The 25653-nt window shown below is 66.8% G+C and carries 18 protein-coding genes; 11 read left to right on the top strand and 7 right to left on the bottom strand.

Annotated features, from left to right (window positions below):
• Positions 1–69: 69 nt before the first annotated feature.
• Both ACYQ6W_RS06140 and ACYQ6W_RS06135 read right to left on the bottom strand, forming a co-directional pair.
• Complete coding sequence (locus ACYQ6W_RS06140) at positions 70–1725, bottom strand: ABC transporter substrate-binding protein (RefSeq protein WP_459674213.1); 1656 nt, start codon at positions 1723–1725, stop codon at positions 70–72.
• A gap of 73 nt (positions 1726–1798) precedes the next feature.
• Positions 1799–2584 (bottom strand): SDR family NAD(P)-dependent oxidoreductase, encoded by a 786-nt coding sequence (locus tag ACYQ6W_RS06135; protein ID WP_459674210.1) that lies wholly within the window; start codon positions 2582–2584, stop codon positions 1799–1801.
• Positions 2585–2727: 143 nt separating this feature from the next.
• Here ACYQ6W_RS06135 and ACYQ6W_RS06130 point away from each other — a divergent pair, with 143 nt between their 5' ends.
• From ACYQ6W_RS06130 to ACYQ6W_RS06100, 7 genes are all read left to right on the top strand, one after another.
• Positions 2728–3576, top strand: a complete 849-nt coding sequence (locus ACYQ6W_RS06130) for a DeoR/GlpR family DNA-binding transcription regulator (RefSeq protein ID WP_459674208.1) — start codon at positions 2728–2730, stop codon at positions 3574–3576.
• A gap of 48 nt (positions 3577–3624) precedes the next feature.
• Positions 3625–4422, top strand: a complete 798-nt coding sequence (locus tag ACYQ6W_RS06125; RefSeq protein WP_459674207.1) for a BtpA/SgcQ family protein — start codon at positions 3625–3627, stop codon at positions 4420–4422.
• A 13-nt stretch (positions 4423–4435) separates the two neighbouring features.
• The gene (locus tag ACYQ6W_RS06120; RefSeq protein WP_459674206.1) at positions 4436–5938 is read left to right on the top strand and encodes an FGGY-family carbohydrate kinase; all 1503 of its coding nucleotides are present in this window, start codon (positions 4436–4438) and stop codon (positions 5936–5938) included.
• Between the two features lie 50 nt (positions 5939–5988).
• Positions 5989–7248, top strand: coding sequence for an NAD(P)/FAD-dependent oxidoreductase (locus ACYQ6W_RS06115; protein WP_459674205.1), 1260 nt, complete (start codon positions 5989–5991; stop codon positions 7246–7248).
• A gap of 74 nt (positions 7249–7322) precedes the next feature.
• The gene (locus ACYQ6W_RS06110) at positions 7323–8726 is read left to right on the top strand and encodes an amidase (protein WP_459674203.1); all 1404 of its coding nucleotides are present in this window, start codon (positions 7323–7325) and stop codon (positions 8724–8726) included.
• A 206-nt stretch (positions 8727–8932) separates the two neighbouring features.
• Entirely contained in the window at positions 8933–10171 is a 1239-nt protein-coding gene (locus ACYQ6W_RS06105) for an NAD(P)-binding domain-containing protein (RefSeq protein ID WP_459674202.1), read from the top strand.
• A gap of 42 nt (positions 10172–10213) precedes the next feature.
• On the top strand, positions 10214–11539 hold the full coding sequence (locus ACYQ6W_RS06100; protein WP_459674201.1) for a hypothetical protein: 1326 nt from the start codon (positions 10214–10216) through the stop codon (positions 11537–11539).
• Positions 11540–11548: 9 nt separating this feature from the next.
• Here ACYQ6W_RS06100 and ACYQ6W_RS06095 read toward each other — a convergent pair whose 3' ends face one another.
• A complete protein-coding gene (locus ACYQ6W_RS06095) occupies positions 11549–12622 on the bottom strand; it encodes an AI-2E family transporter (protein ID WP_459674200.1) in 1074 nt (357 codons plus the stop codon).
• A 321-nt stretch (positions 12623–12943) separates the two neighbouring features.
• Here ACYQ6W_RS06095 and ACYQ6W_RS06090 point away from each other — a divergent pair, with 321 nt between their 5' ends.
• From ACYQ6W_RS06090 to ACYQ6W_RS06080, 3 genes are all read left to right on the top strand, one after another.
• Positions 12944–14257: an efflux RND transporter periplasmic adaptor subunit gene (locus ACYQ6W_RS06090; protein ID WP_459674199.1), complete on the top strand. Its 1314-nt coding sequence runs from the start codon at positions 12944–12946 to the stop codon at positions 14255–14257.
• Positions 14254–15858, top strand: coding sequence for a DHA2 family efflux MFS transporter permease subunit (locus ACYQ6W_RS06085; protein WP_459674198.1), 1605 nt, complete (start codon positions 14254–14256; stop codon positions 15856–15858). The genes ACYQ6W_RS06090 and ACYQ6W_RS06085 overlap by 4 nt, the downstream gene beginning before the upstream one ends.
• Positions 15859–15939: 81 nt before the next feature.
• Positions 15940–16236, top strand: coding sequence for a hypothetical protein (locus ACYQ6W_RS06080; protein ID WP_459674197.1), 297 nt, complete (start codon positions 15940–15942; stop codon positions 16234–16236).
• A 12-nt stretch (positions 16237–16248) separates the two neighbouring features.
• Here ACYQ6W_RS06080 and ACYQ6W_RS06075 read toward each other — a convergent pair whose 3' ends face one another.
• The 4 genes from ACYQ6W_RS06075 to ACYQ6W_RS06060 form a co-directional block, all read right to left on the bottom strand.
• On the bottom strand, positions 16249–17118 hold the full coding sequence (locus ACYQ6W_RS06075; RefSeq protein WP_459674196.1) for a bestrophin-like domain: 870 nt from the start codon (positions 17116–17118) through the stop codon (positions 16249–16251).
• A gap of 43 nt (positions 17119–17161) precedes the next feature.
• Positions 17162–18293, bottom strand: a protein-coding gene (gene prfB / locus ACYQ6W_RS06070; protein WP_459674195.1) for a peptide chain release factor 2 whose coding sequence is annotated in 2 segments (ribosomal slippage) — positions 17162–18223 and positions 18225–18293 — 1131 coding nt in all. Because the reading frame shifts where the segments join, the coding sequence is not laid out codon by codon here.
• 7 nt (positions 18294–18300) lie between these two features.
• Positions 18301–20976 carry a penicillin-binding protein 1A gene (locus tag ACYQ6W_RS06065; protein WP_459674194.1) on the bottom strand — a complete coding sequence of 892 codons (2676 nt, stop codon included), beginning with the start codon at positions 20974–20976 and terminating at the stop codon, positions 18301–18303.
• Between the two features lie 92 nt (positions 20977–21068).
• Complete coding sequence (locus ACYQ6W_RS06060; RefSeq protein ID WP_459674193.1) at positions 21069–21941, bottom strand: N-acetylmuramoyl-L-alanine amidase family protein; 873 nt, start codon at positions 21939–21941, stop codon at positions 21069–21071.
• A gap of 552 nt (positions 21942–22493) precedes the next feature.
• On the opposite strand from ACYQ6W_RS06060, the gene ACYQ6W_RS06055 reads away from it, so the two are divergent.
• Complete coding sequence (locus ACYQ6W_RS06055) at positions 22494–25616, top strand: Rne/Rng family ribonuclease (RefSeq protein WP_459674192.1); 3123 nt, start codon at positions 22494–22496, stop codon at positions 25614–25616.
• The last annotated feature ends 37 nt before the right edge of the window (positions 25617–25653 follow it).

Here is a 25653-nt window from a genome sequence, read left to right as displayed (position 1 = left end):
GGTCAACGCGCTGGGCTACGGCAGGACAGGGAGGTGGGCGACCCCAGGCCGTCCACCTCCCAGCCCCTATCACTTCTTATGCAGGCGCAGGATCACCATTTCCCAATCGGGGAAAGAGTATCCGGCGAAAGGCTGGGCATAGGGGTCTTCCGGCGTCGGCCAGCCCACGAAATCCTTCGTCGAATACTGATCCCAATCGACCTGTTCGACGACGGGGATCAGCGGCACCTCATCCAGCAGCACCTTCTGCAGCTTTGAGATGATGACCTGCTGCTCCTTCGGATCGGTGGAGGCGGCATATTGGTCGAGCAGCGCATCCGTATCCTTGTTGGAGTAGCGCTCCCAGTTCGTCGTTGCGGCCTTGCCGATGGGGGCAGACCCCGCGCTGTAGAGCCACTGGCGGAACTCGTAATAAGGCGTCGGGCCGCCGGCTTCGTAGGCATAGGCCAGGTCGTAGTCACCATTGAACAGCTTCGCGAAATAGTCGTTGCCGGCCAGGTTGGAGATCGTCAGCTTGATGCCCACCGCCTTGTAGAGCTGGGACACCACCTGCAGCGACGCCACCCAGTCGGTATAGGCGCTCTGGTTGATGATGGTGAAGGCAAGCGGCTTGCCGTCCGGCGAGACAAAATAGCCATCGGAGCCACGCTTGTAGCCGGCCTGCTCGAGCGTCGCGATCGCCTTCTTCGGATCGTAGGTGTAGCCGGCGTCATCCAGCTGCTTCTGATCGAGCCAGGAGGAGAAGGTCGGCGTCACGATGCCGGCCTGGTTGGCGGGCGGCTCATAGCCGTATTCGCCGATCATGGAGACACGCTTCTTGTCCAGCGCATAGACCATGGCCTTGCGGACCGCGAGATCCTTCAGCAGCGGATTGGCCTGGTTGATGAACATCGCGACGTTGACGACCGGGGGGAACCAGACATGGTTGTCCGGGCTCTTCGACAGATACTGCGCCTTGATGTTCGGAATGAACTGGCCGCCCCACTGCGCCTGGCCGGTGGACAGCGCTTCGTTCGCCGGCGGGTTGGTGGTGAAGGCAGGGTATTCGATGCGCGAGAGCTTCGGCAGGCCCGGCTGCCAGTAATGGTCGTTGCGCACGTAGCTGATGTTCTGCGGCGTGCAATGGCCGATGGTGAAGGGGCCGGTGCCAACGGGCGCGGCATCCTGATAGGTCATCGGGTCCTTCACCTTGGACCAGACGTGTTCGGGCACGATGCCGACCTGATCGGCGATGTAGTAGAAATAGGGAACGGAGGGGGCCTTGAAGGTGAAGACGACCTTGTCGTCCCCCTGCTTGGCGACGCTCGTGAGCGCCGACCAGATCGCGTTGAGGTCGAGCCCCGGATACTTCTTCAGCATCTCGAAGGTGAAGACCACGTCATCCGCGGTGAAATCGGTGCCGTCGGTCCACTTCACGCCCTTGCGGACGGTGAAGGTCAGAACCGTGTTGTTGTTGCTCCAGGCATAGTTGGTGGCGAGCCAGGGCGTCACCTTGCCGTTCTGCATCGTGTTGACGAAAGCAAGCGTCTCGTAGACCGGCCCCACGGCCAGGAAGTTGGAGGAAGAGTTGTAGGGGCTGAAGCCGCAGGTCCAGAGGAACTGTGCGTCCGAAATGGTCAGCGTGCCGCCGTCATCCGCGGCCCGCGCCGCCTGGGGCAGGGCGCCCATGCCCGCAGCCAGGCCGATGCCGGCCACCAAGCCCATAAGCCAATGTCGCTTCGCCATTCTATCCTCCAGAGTGAAACACTGCAGCAAGAACAAGACGCGACGCACTCCTGCGCCGCGGGCCCGCACGTTGTTAAGTCATATAGACGCCACCCGTGACGTTCACGGCCTGACCGGTCATGAACCGGGCCGCATCGGACAACAGGAAAGCGACGACGCCCGCGACGTCCTCGGGCTCTTCGATGCGGCCGAGCGGCGTGAGCGAGACGTATTCGTCAAAAACTTGTTGCGGCGTCATGCCGCGTAGCTCGGCTTCCCAGACGATCTCGCGGGATTGCATGCCGGTGCGGACGAAGCCTGGGCAGACGGCGTTGACGCGAATGCCATGCTTCGCCATTTCGCGCGCCAGCGCCTGTGTCCATCCGACGACCGCGAACTTGCTGGCGGAGTAATGGGCGAGCAGCGGCGCGCCGACTTTCGCGGCAAGCGACGCGGTGTTGCAGATGGCGCCCTTGATGCCGGCATCCAGGAAATGCCGGCAGGCGGCCTGGTTGGTGAGGAAGACGCCGCGGCTATTGACGTTGAAGTTGAAGTCCCAGTCTGCATCCGTCAGATCGAGCGCCGGCTTCATGTTGGAAACGCCGGCATTGGCGACGACGCGGTCGATCCGCCCGAGAAGGGCGGCCGCTTCGGCGAAACCCGCATCGACGCTCTCCCGCCTCGTGACGTCCATCTGAACGGCCACGGCATTCATCGCGATCTCGCGCGCTGTCGCACGGGCCGCATCGAGATCGATGTCAGCGATCGCAATCCGCATGCCATTTGCAGTAAGCGCCGCCGCGATCGCCCGGCCGATGCCGGTGGCCCCGCCTGTCACGAGTGCTGTCTTGCCGGCAAGGTCGCTGCCGATGTGATTCATCGTTTCCACTCATCTCTCAGGCGCGTGATGTCACTGGACCTTAACAGCCCCGCACCGACAGTCAAACAAATTCGGACAAAAAATTTGATCGAAAGTGTTCGTTTGTGTTGTGCGGCGCGCGCCGGCTGGCTAGGATCACGCTTATGACAAGACGGACCAGCCTCGGCGCGGCCCTTCCGGCGCCTGCCGACACCTCCATTCCGGCCGCCCCTGCGGGCGCGCGCCGCGCGGCGCTTCATCGCCTCATCCTCGACCAGGGATTTGTCTCGGTGACTGACGTGGCGCGTGAGATCGGCATTTCCGAGATGACGGTGCGGCGCGATCTGGAAGCGATGGAGCGGGAAGGGCTGGTGGAGCGCTCGCATGGCGGTGCGGTGCCGGCTCCTATCGGCACCTTGGCCGCGGTCGAACCCACCTATGCGACTCGTCGTGAGCTCAACAGGGAGGCGAAGCAACGCATTGCCGTCTGTGCTGCGAGTCTCGTGACAGAGGAACAAGCAATCGGCCTGGATACCGGCTCGACCGTCTCCTATCTCGCGGCCGAACTCGCCGGGCGCGAGCCGCTGCGGATCGTGACCAACAGCTTGCAGACCGTGTTGGCCATGCCGCAGCCGATCTTGCCGGAGATTTTCCTGCTGGGCGGCAAACTGCGCCCGCGTGAAGGGTCGCTGTGCGGCGGGATCGCCCAGGCGCAACTCGCTGCCCATTGGCTCGATCGCTTCTTTCTCGGCGTTTGCGGCATCGACGAGGATGGGCTCTATGACTACTCACCCGAGGATAGCGAGGTGAAGTCGGTCTTCATCCAGCAGTCCAAGGCTGTCACCGCCCTCTGCGACAGCAGCAAGTTCAACCGCCGTTCCTTCGTCCGCATCTGCGGGTTCGAACGGCTCGACAGCATCGTCACCGATACGCCTCTGCCGCCCGCAATCGCCAAGATCGCGTCAGCCGCGGGCGTTCGTCTCATCGTCGCCGATCCGGCGTCTTCATCCTGAACGGGCCTTTCGCGCCCGCTCCATCACACCTTTCGAGGAGACATATCCATGTTCGATTTCTTTGACGGCAAGAAGAAGGTCGTCATCGGCATGGTTCACATCGGCGCCCTGCCGGGCACTCCGCTCTATGACGAGCGCGGCGGCATGGCCAAGCTGATCGAGGGCGCGGCCGCCGATCTCGAACATCTTCAGGCGGGCGGCGTCGATGCCGTCATGTTCGGCAACGAGAACGATCGTCCCTACTCCCTGAAGGCGCCCACATCCTCCGTCGCCGCGATGAGCGCCGTCATCGCCACGCTGAAGCACAAGATTCGCGTGCCCTTCGGCGTCAACTATCTCTGGGACCCGGCGGCGAGCGTGGCGCTCGCGGCCGCGACGGGTGCCAAATTCGTGCGCGAGATCTTCACCGGCGTCTATGCCTCCGACATGGGTCTCTGGGTTCCGGCCTGTGACGATGCGCTGAAGGCCCGCCGCAATCTCGACGTCCGCGACCTCAAGCTGCTCTTCAACATCAATGCGGAATTCGCCGCCTCCCTCGACACCCGGCCGCTGCCGCTGCGCGCCAAGAGTGCGGTCTTCTCGGCGCTCGCCGATGCCATTCTCGTCTCCGGTCCGATCACCGGCCAGGCCACGGACCAGTCCGAACTCGCGGCCGTTGCCGAAGCCATCAACGATGTCCCGGTCCTCGCCAATACCGGCGTCAACATCAACAACGTGACGGACGTGCTGAGCGTGGCCGATGGCTGTGTCGTCGGCACCCATTTCAAGGTGGATGGCCATACCTGGAACGCGGTCGACCCGGCCCGGGTGCGCGCCTTCATGGCGAAGGTCGAGACACTGCGCTGAGGAGCGGCGACCCATGCCCGCCGTCATCGGCATCGACATCGGCACCACCTCCACGATCGGCATCCTGATCGACCTGCCGGACCGGATCGTCGCGGTCGTCTCGCGGCCGGCCGATCTCGTCTCACTGCATCCGGGCTGGGCGGAGGAGGAACCCGAGCAGTGGTGGCGCAATACCTGCGCCATAACCCGCGAACTCCTGGCACGGGAGCCGGCGCTGGCCGCCTCTCTGGTCGCGGTCGGCGTCGCGGGCATGGTGCCGGCGGTCGTGCTGCTGGATCGTGAGGGGCAGGTGCTTCGCCGCAGCATCCAGCAGAGCGACGGACGCGCCACCGAAGAGGTGGCGGAGATGGAACGCGCGACGGACGGTGCCGCCTTCCTGCGCCGCACGGGCAACGGCATCACCCAGCAGATCGTGGCGACCAAGCTACGCTGGCTCGCGCGGCACGAGCCGGCGGTCTTCGGCCGCATCGCGACCGTCTTCGGCTCCTATGACTTCATCAACTGGAAGCTCACCGGCGAGAAGCGCCTTGAACATAACTGGGCGCTGGAAGCAGGCTTCGTCGATCTGGCGGATGGCGGCATCGCGGCCGATCTCGTGGCCCTCGCCGGCATCGCCCCCGGCGCTCTGCCGCCCATTGCCGAGAGCCAGACGGTGATCGGTCATGTCACCCCGGCCGCGGCAGCGGAGAGCGGGCTGCCGGTGGGCCTGCCGGTGGTCGCGGGGGCGGCGGATCACGTCGCATCGGCCTATGCCGCGGGTGTCGTTCAGGAAGGCGACGTGCTGCTGAAATTCGGTGGCGCGGGGGACATTCTGATCGCCGTCGAGACCGCGGTCCCCGATCGACGCATCTTCCTCGATCGTCACGTCATCCCTGGCCGCTTCATGCCGAATGGCTGCATGGCGGCGACGGGGGCGATGCTCAATTGGCTGGTCACCGGCTTCGCGTCCGGCCTCGTCGCCGGGCAGGCCAAGCCTCATGCCACACTCGATACCCTGGCGTCGGCGGTGCCCGCGGGCAGCGAGGGCGTCGTCGTTCTGCCCTATCTGCTCGGCGAGAAGAGCCCGATCCAGGATCCGGCGGCGCGGGGCACCATCACCGGTCTCAGCCTCAATCACGGGCCGGCCCATCTCTGGCGCGCAGCGCTGGAAGGTGTGGGCTATGCCTTCCGCCACCACATCGAAGTATTTCGTGAACTTGGCTATCCCGTCCGCAGGCTCCTGGTCTCCGACGGTGGATCGCAGAGCGACATCTGGATGCAGATCGTGGCCGATATCCTGCAGATGCCACTGCAACGTCTGGAAGGGCATCCCGGCTCCTGTCTGGGCGCGGCCTGGGTCGCGGCCATGGGCGCCGGGGCCAGCACCGACTGGGGCGGTGCCGCCGCCCTGCTGCGCCAGGGTGCGGTCGTCACGCCCAATCCGGCGCATGCGGCCGTCTATGAGGCTGGGTATCGCCGGTTCCGCGGCCTTTATGAGCGCCTTGCGCCCTGGTTCGCGGAGGCCGCGGAGGGTTGATCTCTCTTTGAACCGCGTGCCACCGTCACGCGGCAGAAACGGAGAGGGCGATGGCGCAACGGATTGAGGAGGCCGAGGTTCTGGTGCTCGGCGCCGGCATCGTCGGCGTCTCCATCGCCCTGCATCTGCAAATGCGCGGCCGCGCCACGCTGCTGCTCGACCGTCAGGGGCCGGGGGAGGGCACCTCCTTCGGCAATGCCGGGCTCATCCAGCGAGAGGCAGTGTTTCCGCATCTCTTTCCCCGTCATCCGGGGGACCTGCTGCGGTATGCCTTCAATCTCAAGACCGAAGCGCATTATCAGGCGCGGATGCTGCCGCAGCTCGCGCGGCCCTTCGCCCGCTACTGGTACCATTCCGAGCCGCGCCGCTACCTGGCCCTGTCCCGCCATTACGAGCGGCTCATCGCCCATTGCGTGAGCGATCATCAGGCGCTGGCGGAGGCTGCCGGCGCGATGGATCTCCTCCGCCCCGGCGGCTGGACCATGGTGCACCGGACGGCACGCAGCTTTGCCCACACGCTGAAGGAAGCGGAGCTCGCGAAGCGAGAATTCGGCGTGGACTATGCCGTTTGGGATGCGGCTGAACTCGCCCGGCAGGAGCCGCATCTGGCCCAAGGTCTCGCCGGCGGCCTGCATTGGACGCAGCCGGTGGCGGTGCTCGATCCCCATGCCCTGACCCTCGCCTATACGGCGCTGTTCGAGCGCCTGGGCGGGCGGGTGATGCGCGCCGACGCCCGGCACCTCGAGCGGCCGGGCGGCGCCTGGGAGGTGGCGGCGCCTGGGGTGGTGGTGCGCGCGCCTGCGGCGGTCGTGGCACTCGGCGCCTGGTCCCCAGAGGTGACGAAGCCGCTCGGCTACGATCCGCCGCTCTTCATCAAGCGCGGCTATCACATGCACTATCAGCCCGCCGGTAATGCGGGCTTGGCGCATCCGGTCTTCGATGTGTCGGCCGGCTACATGCTGGCGCCCATGCGCCGTGGCATCCGCCTCACCACCGGCGCGCAATTCGTCGACCGCGATGCACCGCCCAATCCCGTCCAGCTCGACCGGGTGGAGCCTCTGGCGCGCCATCTGCTGCCTGGCCTAGGCAACCGATTGGACGACGCACCCTGGTTCGGTGCGCGGCCCTGCACGCCCGACATGCTGCCCATCATCGGCCCGGCACCCAGGCAGCCGGGCCTCTGGTTCGGCTTCGGCCACGGGCATCAGGGCCTCACGCTCGGCCCCACCACGGGCCGCATGCTGGCCGCCATGATGGCGGGAGACGCGCCCTTCACAGACCCTGCGCCCTTCCGCCCTGAGCGATTTTGATCGCTCTCCCCTTTGGGTTGGCCCGTCTCCTGCAAGGCATGGCGGCATCGTCCAGCTTTTCCGGGAGAAAACAGATGGTCCATGCAGAGCTTGCCTATCTTGAACTCACCGAGGTCTCGAAACGTATCCAGTCCGGGGCAATCACCGCCCGCGCGGTGACGGAGGCGATGCTGGCGCGCATTGCCGCCCTCGATGGCGCTCTCGCGAGCTACGCGCTGGTGACGGCGGAGATCGCCCTGGCACAGGCGGATCAGGCGGATGCCGAGATTGCAGCAGGCCGCATCCGTGGCCCGCTGCATGGTGCGCCCATCGCAGTCAAGGATCTCTGCTGGATGAAGGGGGTGCCGACGGCCGCGGGCATGACGATCTATGCCAATTTCCGGCCGGATGAGGACGCGACCGTCGTTGCGCGCTTGCAGGAGGCCGGCGCCGTCATCCTCGGCAAGCTGCAGCTGACCGAAAGCGCCTATGCGGACCATCATCCGAAGATCGCACCGCCGAAAAATCCCTGGAACGCCGCCTACTGGCCCGGCGCCTCCTCCTCGGGCTCCGGCGTCGCAACCGCGGCCGGCCTCTGCTATGGCTCGCTTGGTTCCGATACCGGCGGCTCCATCCGCTTCCCCTCGGCCGCGCAAGGGCTGACTGGGCTCAAACCGACATGGGGCCGCGTCAGCCGCTACGGTGTCTTCGAGTTGGCGGCGACACTGGATCACGTCGGGCCGATGACGCGTAGCGCGAAGGACGCCGCCGCCATGCTGGCCGCGATCGCCGGGCCCGACCCGCACGACCCCACGGCGCTGCAGACGCCGGTGCCGGATTACATGGCCATGCTGGAGGGCGGCGTCACCGGGCTACGAATCGGCTACCCCGCCGCATGGGTGGAGGCTTCGGCCGACGGCGAGACGCGCGCCGTGCTGCGGTCGGCCATCGAGGTTCTCTCCGCACTCGGTGCGGAGGTCGTCGAGGTCGATTTCCCCGACGTGCGCCAGGCGATCCGCGACTGGTTCCCGCTGTGTGGCGTGGAGACGGCGGTGGCCCACGATCGCACTTATCCCGCGCTCAAATCCGAATATGGCCCTGCGCTCACCGGGCTCATCGAACTTGGCCGCAGCGTCTCGGGTATGGAGTATCAGCGCATCGTGCTGAACCGGGAGGATCTGCGCGGCCGGGTGAACGCGCTGATGACGGAGATCGATCTGCTTCTCGTGCCGCCGCAGGGTTTTGCGGCCCCGAGCCTCGCGACCATGGGCGCGCTCGGCACGGACGAGCGGCTGATGAACAGCCTGCTGGCCTTTACCTGCCCCTTCGACATGACGGGTCATCCCACCATCACCCTGCCGGGCGGTTTCACGCCGGAGGGGCTGCCCGTCGGCTTCCAATTCGTGGCCGCGCATGGGGCGGAGGGGTTGCTCTGCCAAGCTGGGCATGCCTTCCAACAGAAGACGGAGTGGCATAAGCGCCACCCCGACTTGGGTTGATGGAAGGGGGCGCTCCGCCGAAAGGCGTAGCGTCCCGCGCGAAGGCGTCGCTGGGTATCAGCCTTTCGGCGGTGTATGCAGCCGTTGATCTGATCCCCGCCGCAGTTCGGCCGAGGCGACAGTCGTATTAGCGTGGATTTAGCATCACTTGAAGATCCTCACGGGCTGGCGACGCCGGCCCGGGCATCTATTCAGGCGAGGCAAGTTTGCGCGACACACTCATTCTCGGCGCTGGGCCTTATGGTCTTTCCCTTGGTGCGCATCTGCACGCGCGGCGTGCGGATTTCCGCATCGCGGGCACGGTCATGGGCGCGTGGATCCACAACATGCCCGAGGGCATGTATCTGAAGTCTGAAGGCTTCGCGCTGGATCTTTTCGAACCTGGCGGGCGCTTGACCCTCGGGGATTATTGCCGGGAGCACGGCATTCCTTACGCCCATACCGGCGTCCCGATCAGCAAGGACACGTTCATCGCCTATGGGCGTGCCTTTCAGCAGGCCTTTGTCCCCCAGGTGGAAGAGCGGCGTGCCGCGTCCGTCGCGCGCACGCGCGAGGGATTTCTCACGGTGTTCGACGATGGAATGGAGATTGCCTCTCGCCGTGTCGTCGTCGCCGCCGGCATCGGCAGCTATCCGCGTCTGCCGCAACCGCTGCAGGCCCTGCCGGAGCATTTTTGCACCCATAGTTCCCGCCATGCGGATTTTGCAGCCTTCGCCGGCAAGTCGGTCGCGGTCGTGGGGGGAGGGTCATCGGCGATGGACAGCGCGGCCGCGCTGCGCCGACGCGGTGCCCGGGTCACGGTCGTCGCCCGACGCGAAGCGGTGCGCTTCCAGACGCCGCTCGGGCGGCGAACCGTCCTGGATCGCGTGAAGGCGCCCATGACCACGCTCGGACCGGGCTGGAAATCCGTGCTCTGCACCGAAGCGCCGCTCCTCTTCCATCGCATGCCGGATCGCTTTCGCACCGTCGTCGTCAGTCGCTACCTGGGCCCCGCGCCAGGTTGGGTTGTCAAAGACGAGGTGGAGGGGCTCGTCCCCATCGTCAGCGGCACCACGGTCTCCGCCGCACGGGTGGAGGATGGGCGCGTCCATCTCACGCTGCGTCACGGCGATGGCACGGCCACGCCGCTCGTGGTCGATCACGTCATTGCCGCTACCGGATTCAAGATCGACGTGGCCAAGACCTCGTTTATCGAACAGGGGCTCGCCCGTCAGATCGCGCAGGTCGACGGGGCGCCGCGGCTGAACAGCCATTTCGAAAGTTCGGTGCCAGGTCTCTATTTCGCGGGGCCGGTCGCCGCCAATGCCTTCGGCCCGATGCTGCGCTTCGCCTGCGGCGCCCGCTTCGCGGCTCGCCGTGTGTCGCGCCACATCTTGGCGTCCACGCGGGGGCTCCGCCACCGGGCAGGCGCTGCCTACGGCACCTCCATGCCCGTGGACGTCTGAATAGTGGCCCGGCGGAGACTGCCGGCCGTCGGCGCGAGGTCCGTGCAAGAGCCGCGCGTCCTCTTCGTCGCTCTCGTGGATTATCTCGGCATGGAACGCGTGCCCGCGGCGATGGGTGCACTCGGTGCTGCCTGCGCCATACTGGCACCGCCGCGCTTCGGCTGTCTGCACAGCCAAGCGGTGCAGCAATGGTATCCTTTGCCCGCGCATCGCGGCTTTTGGTTGGGTCTCGCCGTTCTGCGCAGCCGGCTCGAAGAGGCAGCGGATGGCTGGCAGCCCGGCCTCATCGTGCCGCTGGATGATATCGCCGCGCAGTATCTGCGCGTGCTGGTCTCGTCGCCTCGCATCTCGGCGGGGCTGCGCAGTCTGCTGCTGCAATCCTTCGGTGATCCGGCAGGCTATGCCGCGGTGTGCAGCCGGCTCGCGACCATGCAGGCGGCGCAGGCGGCCGGTGTCGCCGTGCCGCGCTTCGTCGCCGCCGCCGATCCCGCGCAGATTGTGGGCCACGCGGTGGGCTTCGGCTTTCCCGTAGTGTTGAAAGGGGAGAATTCCTGCGGCGGCATCGGCGTCACCATCGCCCGCAGCGCACGCGATCTGCGTGCGGCTCTGGCGCGCTACCATGGCGGCGCCCCCTGGGTGCGCACCCGCCGGCTCGCGGTGCGGCACTTCTGGCACGTCGCCGGTCTCTCTAAGACCGCCTCGGCGCCGCCGCTCCTGCAATCGCTCGTCGCCGGCCGTCCGGCTATGCGCACCGTCTCAGCCTGGCAGGGCCAGGTGCTGGAGGGCGTGAGCTTCCTCGCCGAGCAGGTGCATCCTGCGCCGACGGGGCCGAGCACGGTGGTGCGGCAGATCGAGAATGCCGAAATGGCCGAGGCGGCGCGCCGCTTCATCGCCGCGCAGAAATCCTCGGGCTTTCTCAGTTTCGACTTCATGCTGGACGAGACGACCGGGGCGGCCACGCTCATTGAGGTGAATGCGCGCCCCATCGGCACCACGCATCTCGGCCAGCGCTTCGGCCATGACGTCTGCGCGCCGCTTCTGGCCCGTATCGGCGGAGCGGAGCGGCAGGTGATTCCCGTGGCGCCAGAGGCGCCCCGCTCGGTCGCCCTCTTTCCGAAGGAACTGATCCGCGCGCCGGACCAGCCGGAGCGGCTGAGCCGCGGCGGACTGATCCATGACGTGCCCTATGATGACCCGGTGATGCTCGCGATGCATCTCGCGCACCTGCGTGCCGCCCATCCGGCGGCGGCCTTTGCCGCGATCGAACGCAGTCTCGGCGCCGCACGGACGGAAGCCAAGCTGCGGGAGACGATCGGGGGAGACGCAGCGGTCGCCGAGCGTCTTGCCGCGCCTGTCGTCTTGGGGTGACGCGCCGGCTCAGACCGGGCCTTCGCCCACCCACTCCCGCCACAGCAGGATCAGCGCCGCCATGATCGCGGGGCCGAGGAAGAGGCCGATGATCCCCCAGGTGCCGATGCCGCCGAGGATGCCGAGCAGTACCCAGAGGAAGGGCAGCTTCGTGCTGCCGCCGATGAGGGCAGGGCGGATGAAATGGTCGGCGACGAAGGTCACGATCAGGCCGATGCAGACCACGCCGATGGCCCAGCCGATGGCGCCTTGCGCCACGAGCAGAAGCCCGACCACGGCGAAGACGGCCGCGGCCGCGAAGGGGATCATCGCCGCGATGGCAGTGATCATGCCGAAGACGGTCGCTTCTGGGACACCCGCGATCGCGTAGACGATCCCGAGCACCGCACCCTCTGCGAGGCCCACCAGCACCAGACCGCTCACCGTGCCATGGATCGAGGCGATGATCTGCTGGCCGATGCGCTCGCCCGTCAGCCCGAAGGCGCGCGTTGCCGCCGTCTGCAACTGCCGGGTGAGACGGCTCCCATCGCGGAACAGGAAGAAGAGGGCGAGCAGGGTGAAGGCGAAGGAGGTGACGTTGTGGATAAGCGCCTCGCCCAGCGTGCGGCTGAGCCGGGCGACATGGCCGCCGGTCGTGCGCTGGACGAGCTTCTGCGCGCCGCCCGGGTTACCGAGATTCTCTTGCCACCAATGGTCCAGCGTCTCATGGGGGAAGGGCAGGGACTGCAGCACCTGCGGCTCCTGAATGCCGTTCAACCGGGCGTCCCGCAGCCAGTCGCTTGCTGCCTGCGCCTGATGGGCCGCCTGGATGGCCACGAGGCCGATTGGCAGGATGAAGACGAGGGCGATGGCGAGTGTGAACAAAAGGGGGAGGAGCAGGTTGTGCCGCCCGGTCCCGAACCGCCGCGTCACCCGCCCATAGAGCGGCCACAGGGCGATCGCGAAGATCACTGCCCAGGCGAGCGCGCTCAGAAACTCGCGCAAGGTGAAGAGGCCAAGGATCAGCAGGCCGAAGGCCAGCGCCCCCATGGCGATGTGCTGGGGGCGGGTGCCGTCGGCGCGGCCAGTGAGGTTGTTCATCATGCGCGATGATAGAGCCTAGCCTCGCAGCTTTGGGAAGGGCGCGGAGGTGGCAGAGGCCTTAGATGAAGCGCGGGAACCCGCCTCGTCTCCATGGTGCCGCTGACGAAGCTGTGAACTGATTTGGCGGCCTGACGGACTCCCGCACTCGACGGGCCACCACAAATAGGCTACCGCTGACCGATCGGTCAGTGGCTGGAATGCGAGGCGATCGAAGCGGATGGCGGCGCAAGTGCCGCCGCTTCACCGGTTCCGTGCAGCTCACCTGATGTCGTCGACGATCCGGGGGCTCTGCCCGCCGCCAGCATGGAGATCAGCCCAGTCGTGAGTGGCAGTTCAGAGACCACGCCTGCTCAGCAGGCGGGGCATACCTTCGTGACCAGTGGCGCCACCCAGATCATTTCGGGCGGCGACCCGGGCCATACCACCGTGCAGGCGGGCGGTACGCAAATCGTCTCCGGTGGCAGCCCGCAGGGTGGCGGGGAGCAGAAGGCAAAGAAGGACGAGCCGCAGAAGCAGGGCGAGGGCGACCAGGGCAAGAGCCGCAAGAAGAAGATCCTGCCGCGAGTCATCTTCATCCTAGTCCTGATTCTCGTGGCGATCGGCGCCTTCTTCTACTGGTGGATGCACCGCAACCTCATCGATACCGACGATGCCTATACCGACGGCCGTGCCGTGACGGTCGCCCCCCGCATCGCCGGTCAGGTGACGGCGCTCTACGTCAATGACAATCAGTTCGTGCGAAAGGGCCAGCCGATCATCCAGATCGACCCGCGGGACTATCAGGCGGCGGTCGACAAGGCCCAAGGCCAGCTCGTGCAAGACCAGGGGCAGCTCGACGCCGCGGAGATCGCGCTCGCCAAGGCGCGCGTCACCTATCCGGCGCAGCTTCTCGAAGCACAGGGCAATCTGGAAGTCGCGCAGGCCAACCTGCTCAACGCCCAGCAAAGCTATCGGCGCCAGCACGCGGTGCCGCGCGCGGCGACGACGCAGGAGCAGATCGACCAGGCGAATGCAGGCGTGGGCCAGGCCCAGGGTCAGCTCAAGCAGGCCCAGGGGCAGTTGCAGACCGCGGGTCTGGTTCAGGAAAACATCCATACGGCGGAGGCGCAGGTCGAGCAGCTGAAGGGCTTGGTGAAGACCGCCCAGGCGCAGCTCGACCAAGCGAAGCTCAATCTCTCCTACACCACGCTGCGCGCGGCGCAGGACGGGTGGGTGACGAACCGCAATGTCGAAGTCGGCTACTATCTGTCGGCCGGCCAGTCGATCATGAGCCTCGTCGTCCCCGAAGTCTGGATCACCGCCAACTTCAAGGAAACTCAGCTCGCCCGCATGCGGCCGGGCCAGGCGGTCGACATCTCGGTGGATGCCTATCCGGGCCTGCACCTGACCGGCCATGTCGGCAGCGTCCAGATGGGCTCCGGCAGCCGCTTCAGCGCCTTCCCGGCGGAGAACGCGACCGGCAACTTCGTCAAGATCGTGCAGCGCGTGCCGGTGAAGATCATCATCGACCATGGGCTCGACCCCAAGCTGCCGCTGCCGCTCGGCCTGTCCGTCGAACCGACCGTCGACGTCACCAAGATCGTTCAGGACGGGAATGCGCCGGGGGTCGAGAATGAGGCGCCGCCGCAGCCATGAGCGGCAGCGCCGAGGCTCATAACGAGGCTTCGGACGCCGCGTGGCGTCCGAAGGCCAATCCCTGGCTGATCGCGGTGGTGGTGACCATTGCCGCCTTCATGGAAATTCTCGACACGACGATCGTCAACGTGTCCCTGCCGCATATCGCAGGGTCGGTCTCGGCGAGCTATGACGACGCGACCTGGACGCTGACCTCGTACCTCGTGGCGAACGGCATCGTCCTCCCGGTCTCCGGCTTCATCGGCCGCGTGCTCGGCCGCAAGCGCTATTTCATGATCTGCATCGCGGGCTTCGTTGTCTGCTCCTTCCTGTGCGGCACCGCGACGTCTCTGTCCGAGATGGTCATCTTCCGGCTCCTGCAGGGTTTCTTCGGTGGCGGCCTGCAGCCCAATCAGCAGGCGATCATCCTCGACACCTTCGAACCCGCGAAGCGCGGCGCTGCTTTCGGTGTCGTCGCCATCGCCGTGATCTTCGCGCCCGCGATCGGCCCGACCCTCGGTGGCATCCTGACCGACAGCTATTCCTGGCGCTGGATTTTCTGGATCAACATTCCCGTGGGCCTCATCGCGCTCTTTGCGGTCGCGGCCCTCGTCGAAGATCCGCCCTGGATACGGCGGCAGAAGGCGCGGTTCGCAGATACCGATTGGATCGGCCTCGGCCTCATCGCGCTTGGCATCGGCTGCCTCCAGGTCTTCATGGACCGTGGCGAAGATGATGACTGGTTCGGATCGGGGTTCATCACGCTGATGGCGACCTTGGCGGCCGTCGGCATCTCCGGCGCCATCGTCTGGCTGCTGACCACGGAAAAGCCGGTGGTCAATCTGCGCGTCTTCCTCGACCGGAATTTTGCCGTGGGTTCGCTGATGATCTCGGGCGTCGGGGCCGTGCTCTATTCCGGGGCGGTTCTCGTGCCGCAGCTCGCTCAGCAGCAATTGGGCTATACTGCAACCTTGGCCGGCCTCGTGCTGTCCCCGGGTGCCATTGCCATCGTCGTGATGATTCCCTTCATCACCAAGTTCCTCATGCCGAACGTGCAGACGCGGCTGATCATCGCCTTCGGCTTCCTCCTCATCGGCTGTTCCTATTTCTATTCCAGCCTGATCGTAGTCCCGACGGTGAGCTTCGATCACCTCGTCTTCGCCCGGATCTACCAGGTCCTCGGTCTCGGCTTCCTCTTCGTGCCGATCAGCACCATCTCCTACACGACGCTGCCGCGCGCGTTGAACAACGACGCGAGCGCGCTCTTCGTCATGCTGCGCAACATCGCGGGCTCGATCGGCATCTCCCTGGCGACGGCGGGGGTCACCGAGCGGACGCAGACGCACATGGCCTATCTGCAGCGCTACCTCACCCCGCTGTGGCAGCCGTATCAGACGCTGGAGGAACAGGTGCAGGGCGCGATGAGAAGCCTCGGCTACGTCGGCGCCCAGCTTCAGGCCATGCTGCCAGCGCAGATCGACCAGCTATTCACGGCTCAGGCGGCCATGCTCGCCTACCGGGACATGTTCGTCTACTGCGGCGTCGCGGCCTTCTGTGTCGTGCCGCTCGCCTTCCTCTTCTCGCCGAGCAAGGGCGGCGGTGGGGGCGGTGGCGGCCATTGAGGCTCAGCCCTCCGCCGCCGCTTGACCGGGGGCGGCGGAGGAGACACACCAGATTCCTGTAACGACCTGGACGACACGGCGATGAGCGACGATCACACCACCCCGGCCCTTCGCGCTGAAGCGCTGGCGCGCCAGCTGCGCGCCCAGGGACATGAGGACGAAGCCGCGCGGATCGAGGCGGCGATTGCCGGCCGCCACGACGAGAGCGAGCCGGAGGATCTGGGCCATGGCGTGCTGCATGCGATTCGTGATGCCTGCCAGACGATTCTGACGGCGATCGAGGCGATCGACCCGGTGTCCATCACCGCGATCAACGACTTGCGGCTCGAGGTCGACAAGCACCTACTGCCGCATGGTGAAGGCCGCTCGGCCGAGTAATCGGCTAAGCGCTCAACAACTCGGCGCATCCGGCCGGCAGTTGGCCGGCCGAGGCGGCGGCAGACTGTCCGGCTCCTTCAGCATCTCGGTGATCGCCTCCCGCATCGGCATGCTGGAGACGGTGAAGAGGCCGGAGAAGGGCGTATAGAGGTCGATGATGACGAAGAGCGCCGAGCTCAGCGCCATGGCGCTCAGGGTGAGGGCCATAAGGTTCACCCGGTTCAGCGGCGCGCTCAGCCCAAAACACAGATAGATCACCACCGTCCAGAACAGCAAAACCGAGAAGAACGGACTCGAAAGCGTGCCTTGGGACGCCTCGATGATCCGCCACCGCTCGTTGATGGCGACGTCCATCAGTCGCCTCACGGCCGCCAGCCGCTGGACGCCACCTGGCCCCTGAGGCGCGAGCCCTTGCAAGGCGGTGTTGGTTCTCTCCAGCATCTGGCCGAGGACTGGCGCGGCGGTGCTGAGGCCCGGCGTGTGCGATGGCGGGATGATCGCATAGTAGTTGCCGGGCGGCGGTGCCTGATCCCGCCAGACGCTGGCCGTCGCGGTCGCCACGTAGCGCACCAGGCTTTGGCGGATCGGAGCGGTCTCCGGCCCGATCTCCGCCAGCCCATAGTCGAGCTGGACCAGCGTTGCCGAGAAGCTGCGGATGTCGTTCTGCAGATCGTCGAAATCGGCTTTGGCCGAGGTGATGAGCAGGCCGAGGACGATGGCGGCGAAGGTCGCGAGCAGCATGACCGTCGTCTGCAGCAGCTCGATGGTTTCGCGATTGGTATGGTGCTCGGGCCAGCGCTTGCGGATGGCGCCGCCGCAGAAGACCGCCGCCAGCATGAGAGCGAGGGCGAGGAGCGACAGCCAGGGCGATTGCAGCGACACGGTGAACAGGTCCCTCCTCAGAACGGCGCGGGACCCGTCAGGCTCAGCGGGCGGTGGCGCTCGCCTCGCTGCGGGTGGCGCCCACCCGCGCCGCCAGGGCCGCAGCCATGAACTCGTCCAGCTCGCCATCCAGTACCGCCGCCGGATTGCCCTTTTCTACGTTCGTTCTGAGGTCCTTGACCAGCTGATAGGGCGCGAGCACGTAGGAGCGGATCTGGTGCCCCCAGCCGATGTCGGTCTTCGAAGCCGCCGCCTCGTTCGCCGCCTCTTCCTGCTTCTTCAGTTCCAGCTCGTAGAGCCGGGCCTTAAGCATGGCCATCGCGGTCGCGCGGTTGCGATGCTGGCTGCGGTCCGTCTGGCAGGCGACGATGATGCCTGTCGGCACGTGGGTGATGCGGATCGCGCTTTCCGTCTTGTTGACGTGCTGGCCGCCCGCACCCGATGCCCGGAAGGTGTCGACCTTCAGGTCCGCCGGGTTGATCTCCACTTCGATGGTGTCGTCCACCTCGGGATAGACGTAGACGCTGGCGAAGCTGGTCTGGCGGCGCGCGGCCGAATCAAAGGGGCTGATGCGCACCAGGCGATGCACGCCCGCCTCGGTCTTCAGCCAGCCATAAGCCGAGGGACCGTTCACCTTGATGGTGGCGGACTTGATCCCGGCTTGCTCGCCCTCCGACGTTTCCATGATCTCGGTCTTGTAGCCGTGCTTCTCGGCCCAGCGCATGTACATGCGCTGCAGCATCTCCGCCCAGTCCTGGGCTTCGGTGCCGCCCGCGCCGGCGTTGATTTCCATATAGGCGTTGTTGCCGTCGGCTTCGCCCGACAGAAGGCTCTCGATCTCGCGCAGCTTCGCTTCTTCGGCAAGCCGGTTGAGGACGGCGACCGCCTCCTGCACCATGGCCTGGTCGCCCTCGCTCTCCGCCATCTCGACGAGGTCGAGCGTATCGGTGAGTTCGGTTTCGATGCGGCGCACGGCTTCGACACTCGTCGCCAGCCTGGTGCGTTCGCGCATCAGGGATTGGGCGAGGGTTGCGTCGTTCCAGAGGGCCGGGTCTTCAGCGCGCTGATTCAGTTCATCGAGGCGGACTGTGGCGACATCCCAGTCAAAGATGCCTCCTCAGCAGCGTGACGGACTGCTTGATCTGCTCGGAAAGGGCTTCGGTCTCGGCGGACATGGGCGGGCTAATACAGCCCACCCACGGAGTTGTCGATACCGCCGGAGGAACCCGTGCCGCCCGCGCCCGGCGTGGCTGGGGTGGAGGCATTGCCGTCGCCCCCCATCACCGCGCCCGGCACTGTGCCCGCCGCGGCGGGGGAGGGCTGATCGACGTTGCCGCCGGAGGCTTCGCCCGTCTTGAAGGCTTCCATCACGCCGCCCGTCTGACGCATCTCGATGCCGGTCGGCTGCGGGAAGGGGATCTTGGGTTCGTCCTGCAGGGCGACGGTCATCAGCCGGTTCCAGATCGGCCCGGCGACGGTCGCGCCCTGTTCGCCTTCGCCGAGGGACTTCGGATTGTCGAAGCCGACCCAGGCGGAGGTGACGCGCGTCGGGGTGAAGCCGGTGAACCAGGCATCCTGGAAGTCCTCCGTCGTGCCGGTCTTGCCGGCCGGCGTCCAGGCCTGCAGCCCGCGATCGGCGACGCGGCCGGTGCCGTTGGTCATCACCCCCTGCATCATGGTCACGAGCTGGAAGGTGCTCTGCGGGTCGGCCAGCTGCTTCCCGGCGTAGACGAGGGAGGGCGGCTTGGTCGGGTCGTCGGCCGTGCAGTTCGTGCAGGTGACGGAGGGGGCCCGGTAGATCACGTGGCCCTGCGGGTCTTCCACCCGGTCGATGAAGGTCGGCGTCACTTGCCGGCCCATCTGGCTGAAGCCGGCATAGGCCGTGGCCAAGCGTAGCATCGTCGTCTCGATTGCGCCGAGCACCGCCGGATAGATCAGCGGCATCTTGTCGACGACGCCGAAATCCTGGGCGGTCTGCGCGACGGCCGGCAGGCCCACGCGGGCCGCGAGGTGGAGCGTCGCGAGGTTGATCGATTCTTCGAGTGCCTGATGCAGCGGGATGGGGCCGAGGAAATTGGCCTCGTAGTTGCCCGGCCGGTACTGCGTGCCGTCGGGCATGTTGATGACGAAGGGTGCGTCCAGAACGGTCGCGTCCGGCGCGATGTTCTGCTCCATCGCCGTCAGATAGACGATCGGCTTGAAGCCCGAGCCCGGCTGCCGCTCGGCTTGCGTCACGCGGTTGAACTGGCTGAGGCCGTAGCTCCAGCCGCCCGCCATGGCGAGCACGCGGCCCGTCACCGGATCCATCGTCATCACCGCACCCTGGACCTGCGGCACCTGGCACAGCGTCACGCTGCGGGCGTCACCCGCCTTGCCGGCATCCCCCGGCTCGACCATGACGACGTCGCCCGGAACCACGACATCCGCCATGCTGCGCGGCGCAGGGCCGAGATGGGCGCCGTAATCGCCCGCCTTGCGCGCCCAGCGCAGGGTCGAGAGGCTGAGCGTGCCGCTCTCCTCCGGGCCCGACTGGCCGCGGATGCCAGGGGCGAGCCAGGCGACGTTGGCGGTTTTCGCGGTGGTGCTGAGCACGACGGCGAGCCGCCATTGCGGCAGGATTCCTTTGGGAACGTCAACTTTCTGGAGCTGGTCCTGCCACTTGCCGGCAGCGAGGTCGAGATGCGCCACCGGCCCCCGCCAGCCGTCATGGGCGCGGTCGTAATCCACGAGACCCTGGCGGAGGGAGGCATCGGCCACCGCCTGCAGCTTCGGGTCGAGGCTGGTATAGACGACGAGGCCACCATCGGTCGCGCGCTTGTCGCCGAAGAGCTGTACCAACTGCTGACGCACGGCATCGGCAAAATATTGCGATCCGGCAACCGTCGCCGGCCGGCCGCTCATCTTGGTGAGGAGTGGCTCGGCCTTCGCCGCCTGGGCCTGGTCGCGCGTGATCGCCCCGTCATCGGCCATGCGGTCGATCACCCAGTTGCGGCGGGCGAGGGCGGCGTCTGGATGGCGGTAGGGATCGTAGTTCGACGGCGCCTTGGGGAGCGAGGCGAGCATCGCGTCTTCGGCGATGCTAAGCTTATCCAGCGGCCGCGCGAAATAGGTGGCTGCGGCGGTCGTGACGCCATAGGCGCCTTCGCCGAGATAGATTTCGTTGAGATAGATCTCGAGCACCCGCTGCTTGCTCATGGCGTGGTCGATGCGGACGGCCAGCACCGCCTCCTGCACCTTGCGGGCGAAATTGATGTGGTTCTGCAGCAGGATGTTCTTTGCCACCTGCTGCGTGATGGTGGAGGCGCCGATCGGCCGGCGGCCGGAGCCGATCAGGGTGATGTCAGTGATGCCCGCGCGGATGATGGCGAGGGGATCGATGCCCGGCTCGTGCCAGAAGTTCTGGTCTTCGGCGGAGATGAAGGCCTGGGCCAGCATCGGGGGGATGTCTTCGAAGGGCGTATAGATGCGCCGTTCCGTCGCCAGCTCGGAGACGAGCTGCATGTCGTTCGCATAGACGCGGCTCATCACCGGCGGCTGGTAGTGGCGCAGACCGTCGATGCTCGGCAGGTCGGCCGTGTAGTAGCGGAAGGCGACGTAGCCGCCGATCCCGCCGCCCACCACGAGCAGGGCGCCGAGGGCGAAGAGGCTGGTGACGGCGCTGGCCGCGATGAAGCCGGCGCCACTGCGACGCCGGGCGCGCGGCCGGTCTTTCTTCGGCTTCGGAGACCGCCCGCCGCCCTTCGGTGCATCCGGCGGCTGACCGTTGCCGCCGCTGCCATTGCCGCTACCGCCGCCGCCACGTCCGCCGCCCCGCGAGGGGCGTGCCATGGGGTCGCCGGCTCTCAGGGGGCCGGGCATCGAAGATCGTTCCTTGTCGTTGCTGGCGCCCTATGGCTGCCATCCGGGGCGGAAATAGGGCCGAAGGGAGGGTTACGCTAGGGTCTCTTACGCTAGCCCGCCATACGAGCTGACTTTTGTGCAACATACCAGGCGTCCACCGCATTCTTCATGGCGAGGGTGATGCGCTGGCGATGGGCCGCCTGGCGGAGGGCCGACTCGTCCTTGTAGTTGGACATGAAGCCCATCTCGACCAGGACGCTCGGGATTTCCGCGGATTTGAGGACGACGAAGGCGGCGTGCCGGGCCGGGCGGGTCAGCATGTCGGTCTGGTCGGCGAGATGATCGACCATGTCCTGCTGCAGGCGAGCCGAACCGATGCGCGTCTCGCGCCCGACGAGGCTCGCGAGAATGCGCGCAACGGCGGGTGTGACGCCTTTGAAGTGCGGCCCGGCAAAGCGGTCCGAACTGTTTTCCCGCTGCGCCAGGACGGCGGTCTGCTGGTCGGACGCGTTGCTCGACAGGGTATAGACGCTCGCACCGCGCACCGTATGGTCGGGAATCGAATCGGCATGCATCGAGACGAACAGATGCGCGCCGCGGTCCTGCGCGATCGAAACCCGATCCTCGAGCGGAATGAAGATGTCCCGCGCCCGGGTCATGGCCACGCGATAGCGGCCGGTCGCCTCCAGCCGCGCCTTCAATTCATGCGCAGCGGTGAGCGAGATATGCTTCTCGTAGGTACCGGCGACGCCGATGGCGCCCGGGTCCTTCCCGCCATGGCCGGGGTCCAGCATGATCAGCGGTACCTCGTCCGGGCGCGGCTTTGCCAGAAGCTCCTGCTGATGCAGCTTGTGCTTGGAGGCGGCCCAGGCGATGGCCGGACGAAGCCAGGCGGGAATGAGGACCGTCGCGCTCACGCCGAGGCTGAGAAGCAGCCGGCGCTCGTTCATGCGGTCTCCGAGATCCTCCGTCTCCTCAGTCATGGGGGAAAGCTCCGATCGTCGGACGCAGGATCAGTGCTGCGATTCTTCATCTCACCTCTTCGAATATCAGTGCTTCCGCTTGAATTGAAATAAATAATCCGTCACGCGTCTTGGCGGGGGCAGCCCCGCTGCCGGTCCCGGTGCGTGCCCTTGCATGTGCGGGGGCTTTAGGCCATTTTGCCCATCGAGATTTGAAATGGGCAGGGCCAGCAGCGTTTGGCCCCCTTTTCGAGGCTCCACCGTATCCGTGCCGACTGGTCGGACCCCGGCCTGTCCCACAGAACGCCGGCGGCATGGCCGCCAGGGCGGAGCAGGGGCGGATGGCGGAGGCTAGTGTTTCCGCGAGTCCTCGGCCTTGGCCGGGACCGCATGTCAATCGAGTTAGGGACCGTTCGACCTTCATGACCGCATTTCTCCCCACAGCGACGTCTTCGCTGGCGAGAGCCCGGTCATCCCTCATGTCGATTTCGGACCCGTATCATTCCTCACCTTTGAAAAGCCGCCCCACGGCGGCCGCGCCCCGTGCGGGGGTGCGCCGGAGTCCAGTTACTCATGACCAAGCGCATGCTTATCGACGCGACACATCCGGAGGAAACCCGTGTCGTCGTCCTTGACGGAAATCGCCTAGAAGACTTTGACGTCGAGACTTCGACCAAGAAGCAGATCAAAGGGAATATCTATCTCGCCAAGGTGATTCGGGTCGAGCCGAGCCTCCAGGCCGCCTTCGTCGAATATGGCGGCAACCGCCACGGCTTCCTCGCCTTCAGCGAAATCCATCCCGACTATTATCAGATCCCGGTCGCCGACCGGCAGAAGCTGCTCGAAGCCGAAGCGGCCGCCGCGCGGGCCGAGGCTGAGGCCGAAGCTGCTGAGGAAGCGGCGGAGGAGGCCGCAGCCGCTCAGGCTGCGCCGAATGCCGTGGCTCCTTCCTCCGAAAGCGAGTCTGCGGAACCGGCGGACGCCGCCGAGGGAGCCGAGTCGTCCGGCGGCGCGCGTGCCCAGCCCGCCGCCATGGTTCGCGAGATCGTGATCGGCGAGGTGCCGCCGGACGAGATTGCGCCGGGCGAAGAGGGGGCCGGCGCCACCACCGAGATCGTCGCCGCCTCCGCGGACGAGGAAGAAGGTAGCGAGGAGGGCGAGCCGGACAGCGAAGCCGAGCCCGAGCGGCCGGAGACCTTCGGCGGACAGGACAGCACGGAGGAGAACGGCGACCGCCGCCCTGCGCCGCGCTTCGTGCGCAATTACAAGATTCAGGAAGTCATCCATCGCCGCCAGATCCTGCTGGTGCAGGTGGTGAAGGAGGAGCGCGGCACGAAGGGCGCGGCGCTGACCACCTACCTGTCCCTGGCCGGCCGCTACTGCGTGCTGATGCCCAACTCGCCGCGTGGCGGCGGCGTCTCCCGCAAGATCACCTCGGTCGCGGACCGCAAGCGCCTGCGCGAGGTCATCAAGGAAGTGGACATGCCGCAGGGCATGGGCCTCATCGTCCGCACCGCGGGTGCGAACCGCCCCAAGCCGGAAATCCGCCGCGACTGTGAATATCTGTTGCGCTTGTGGGACGATATCCGCGACCTCACGCTGAAGTCGATCGCCCCCGCGCTCGTCTACGAAGAGGCCAACCTCATCAAGCGCGCCATCCGCGACGGATACACCCGCGACATCGAGGAAGTGCTGGTGGATGGCGAGGCGGCCTGGAAGGCCGCGCGGGACTTCATGCGCATGCTGACGCCTCAGCACGCCGCCAAGGTGCAGCTCTGGCGGAACAGCGATACCTCGCTCTTCGCCAAGCATCAGGTGGAGATGCAGCTCGATGCGATGGTGAGCCCCACCGTCCAGCTCAAATCCGGCGGCTATCTGGTGATCAACCAGACCGAGGCGCTGGTCGCGATCGACGTCAACTCGGGCCGCGCCACGCGCGAGCGCAACATCGAGGAGACGGCGCTCCGCACCAATTTGGAGGCGGCCGAGGAAGCGGCGCGCCAGCTGCGTTTGCGCGATCTCGCCGGCCTCATCGTGATCGACTTCATCGACATGGAGAGCCGCAAGCACAACGCGATGGTCGAGCGCCGGATGAAGGAGGCGCTGAAGAACGACCGCGCCCGTATCCAGGTGGGCTCCATCAGCCATTTCGGCCTGCTGGAGATGAGCCGCCAGCGGCTGCGCCCCTCGCTGACCGAAACGGCCTTCATCACCTGCCCGCACTGCCTTGGCACCGGCACGGTGCGCAGTGTCGAGAGTGCCGCGATCCACGTGCTGCGCGCGATCGAGGACGAGGCGGCGCGCCGCCGCTCGGCCGAGGTGAACGTGCACGTCGCTGGGGCGGTGGCCATGTACATCCTGAACTATAAGCGGGATCGTCTGATGGCGATCGAGCGCACGCACGGGATGCAGGTCGTGCTGCTCGCCGACGAGAAGCTCATCCCGCCGCAGATCCGGATCGAAAAGGTCCGTCCCTATGTCGCGTCCGAGGCGCCGGTCACGAACGGGCCGATCGCCATGGATTATGCGACGCGCGACGATGCGGACGAGGGGGCGGCCTCGGCGCGGGCAACGGCCCTGGTGGCCGATGCACCCGCCGCCGAGGGTGCGGCCGGCGAGGTCGAAGCTGCCAAGGGTGAAGAAGGCGGGGAGCGCCGTCGCCGTCGTCGCCGTCGCCGTCGTGGTCGTCGTGAGGACAATGGCGAGAACGGCGCCCAGTTCGCCACGAGCGAAGAGGGCGACGAGGAGGGAGACGGCGAGGAGGATACGATCTTCGCGAGCCCCGAGCCCAGCCCTGCACCGGGTGAGCCGGCCGTGCCGCCGATTCCGCAGCCCTTCCCTGAGCCGCGGCCGGACGAGCCGGGCCGTGGTCCGGAACTGCCGCCGCCGGGTAGCCCCGAGCCGGAACTGCCGGGAACGCCGGGCGAGCCTGGGCCCGAAATCGAACCTCCGGCCGAGCCCACACCCGAAATGCCGCCGCTTTCGGCGGAGGAGAGCGAGCGCCGCCGCAGCCGTCGCAGCCGCCGCGGTGGGCGGAACGGTCGCGGTCGCGGCGATGCCGGTCAGGGCGACGCCCCTCCCGCCATGAGCTATCGGGGGCCGACGCCGGCCGATCCCTTCTCCGACCAGCTCGATGCACTCTTCGCGGGGCTCGAGCCGGAGCTGGAACCGGCGACGACTCCGGTCGAGGTGCCGAAGCCGGTTTCCGCGCCCGCCGAGGCGGCGGCGCTGGAGGTGCCGGTCGAGGTCATGACCGGCACGCCGGTCGCGGACGAAAGCCTCTCTCCGGCGGCGGAATCACCGGCGGTGGCGGTGGTGGCCGAGCCTGAGGCCGTGGCACCGGCCAAGAAGCCCCGCACCAGCCGCGCGCGGAAGCCGAAAGCCGGGGAAGAGGTGGCTGCCGTGGCCGCGGCTCTGGCGGAGCCCGCGCCCGAGGCACCGGTCGCAGCGGACACCGATGAGGCGCCGGCCAAGCCCGCGCGCCGCCGTGCGCCGAGCCGTCGCAGCAAAGCAGCGATCGCCGAAGCGGCGGCAGAACCGGTCTCCGAGGACGCGTCCGAGACTCCTGAGCCCGTAATCTCCGAACCGGCGACGGCCGAGCCCGCGATGGCGGAGGCGGGGCCGGTGATCAAGCCGATCGTCATCGGCGTCGACACGCCGGCCGGCGCCAAGCGCCGCGGCTGGTGGAAGCGCTGATCCCTCGGCGTATCGCTTCTTGAGCCGGGAAACGGGT

The organism is Acidisoma sp. 7E03, assembly GCF_054665075.1.
This window is presented reverse-complemented; position numbering and strand designations above follow the sequence as displayed.

Excerpts from the sequence above, each read along its gene's own strand:
- ACYQ6W_RS06085 (WP_459674198.1), top strand. The coding sequence starts at position 14,254 with ATGAGCGGCAGCGCCGAGGCTCATAACGAGGCTTCGGACGCCGCGTGG.
- ACYQ6W_RS06055 (WP_459674192.1), top strand. The coding sequence starts at position 22,494 with ATGACCAAGCGCATGCTTATCGACGCGACACATCCGGAGGAAACCCGT.
- ACYQ6W_RS06125 (WP_459674207.1), top strand. The coding sequence starts at position 3,625 with ATGTTCGATTTCTTTGACGGCAAGAAGAAGGTCGTCATCGGCATGGTT.
- ACYQ6W_RS06135 (WP_459674210.1), bottom strand. The coding sequence starts at position 2,584 with ATGAATCACATCGGCAGCGACCTTGCCGGCAAGACAGCACTCGTGACA.
- ACYQ6W_RS06120 (WP_459674206.1), top strand. The coding sequence starts at position 4,436 with ATGCCCGCCGTCATCGGCATCGACATCGGCACCACCTCCACGATCGGC.
- ACYQ6W_RS06115 (WP_459674205.1), top strand. The coding sequence starts at position 5,989 with ATGGCGCAACGGATTGAGGAGGCCGAGGTTCTGGTGCTCGGCGCCGGC.
- ACYQ6W_RS06065 (WP_459674194.1), bottom strand. The coding sequence starts at position 20,976 with ATGCCCGGCCCCCTGAGAGCCGGCGACCCCATGGCACGCCCCTCGCGG.
- ACYQ6W_RS06130 (WP_459674208.1), top strand. The coding sequence starts at position 2,728 with ATGACAAGACGGACCAGCCTCGGCGCGGCCCTTCCGGCGCCTGCCGAC.
- ACYQ6W_RS06060 (WP_459674193.1), bottom strand. The coding sequence starts at position 21,941 with ATGACTGAGGAGACGGAGGATCTCGGAGACCGCATGAACGAGCGCCGG.
- ACYQ6W_RS06140 (WP_459674213.1), bottom strand. The coding sequence starts at position 1,725 with ATGGCGAAGCGACATTGGCTTATGGGCTTGGTGGCCGGCATCGGCCTG.
- ACYQ6W_RS06095 (WP_459674200.1), bottom strand. The coding sequence starts at position 12,622 with ATGATGAACAACCTCACTGGCCGCGCCGACGGCACCCGCCCCCAGCAC.
- ACYQ6W_RS06080 (WP_459674197.1), top strand. The coding sequence starts at position 15,940 with ATGAGCGACGATCACACCACCCCGGCCCTTCGCGCTGAAGCGCTGGCG.
- ACYQ6W_RS06110 (WP_459674203.1), top strand. The coding sequence starts at position 7,323 with ATGGTCCATGCAGAGCTTGCCTATCTTGAACTCACCGAGGTCTCGAAA.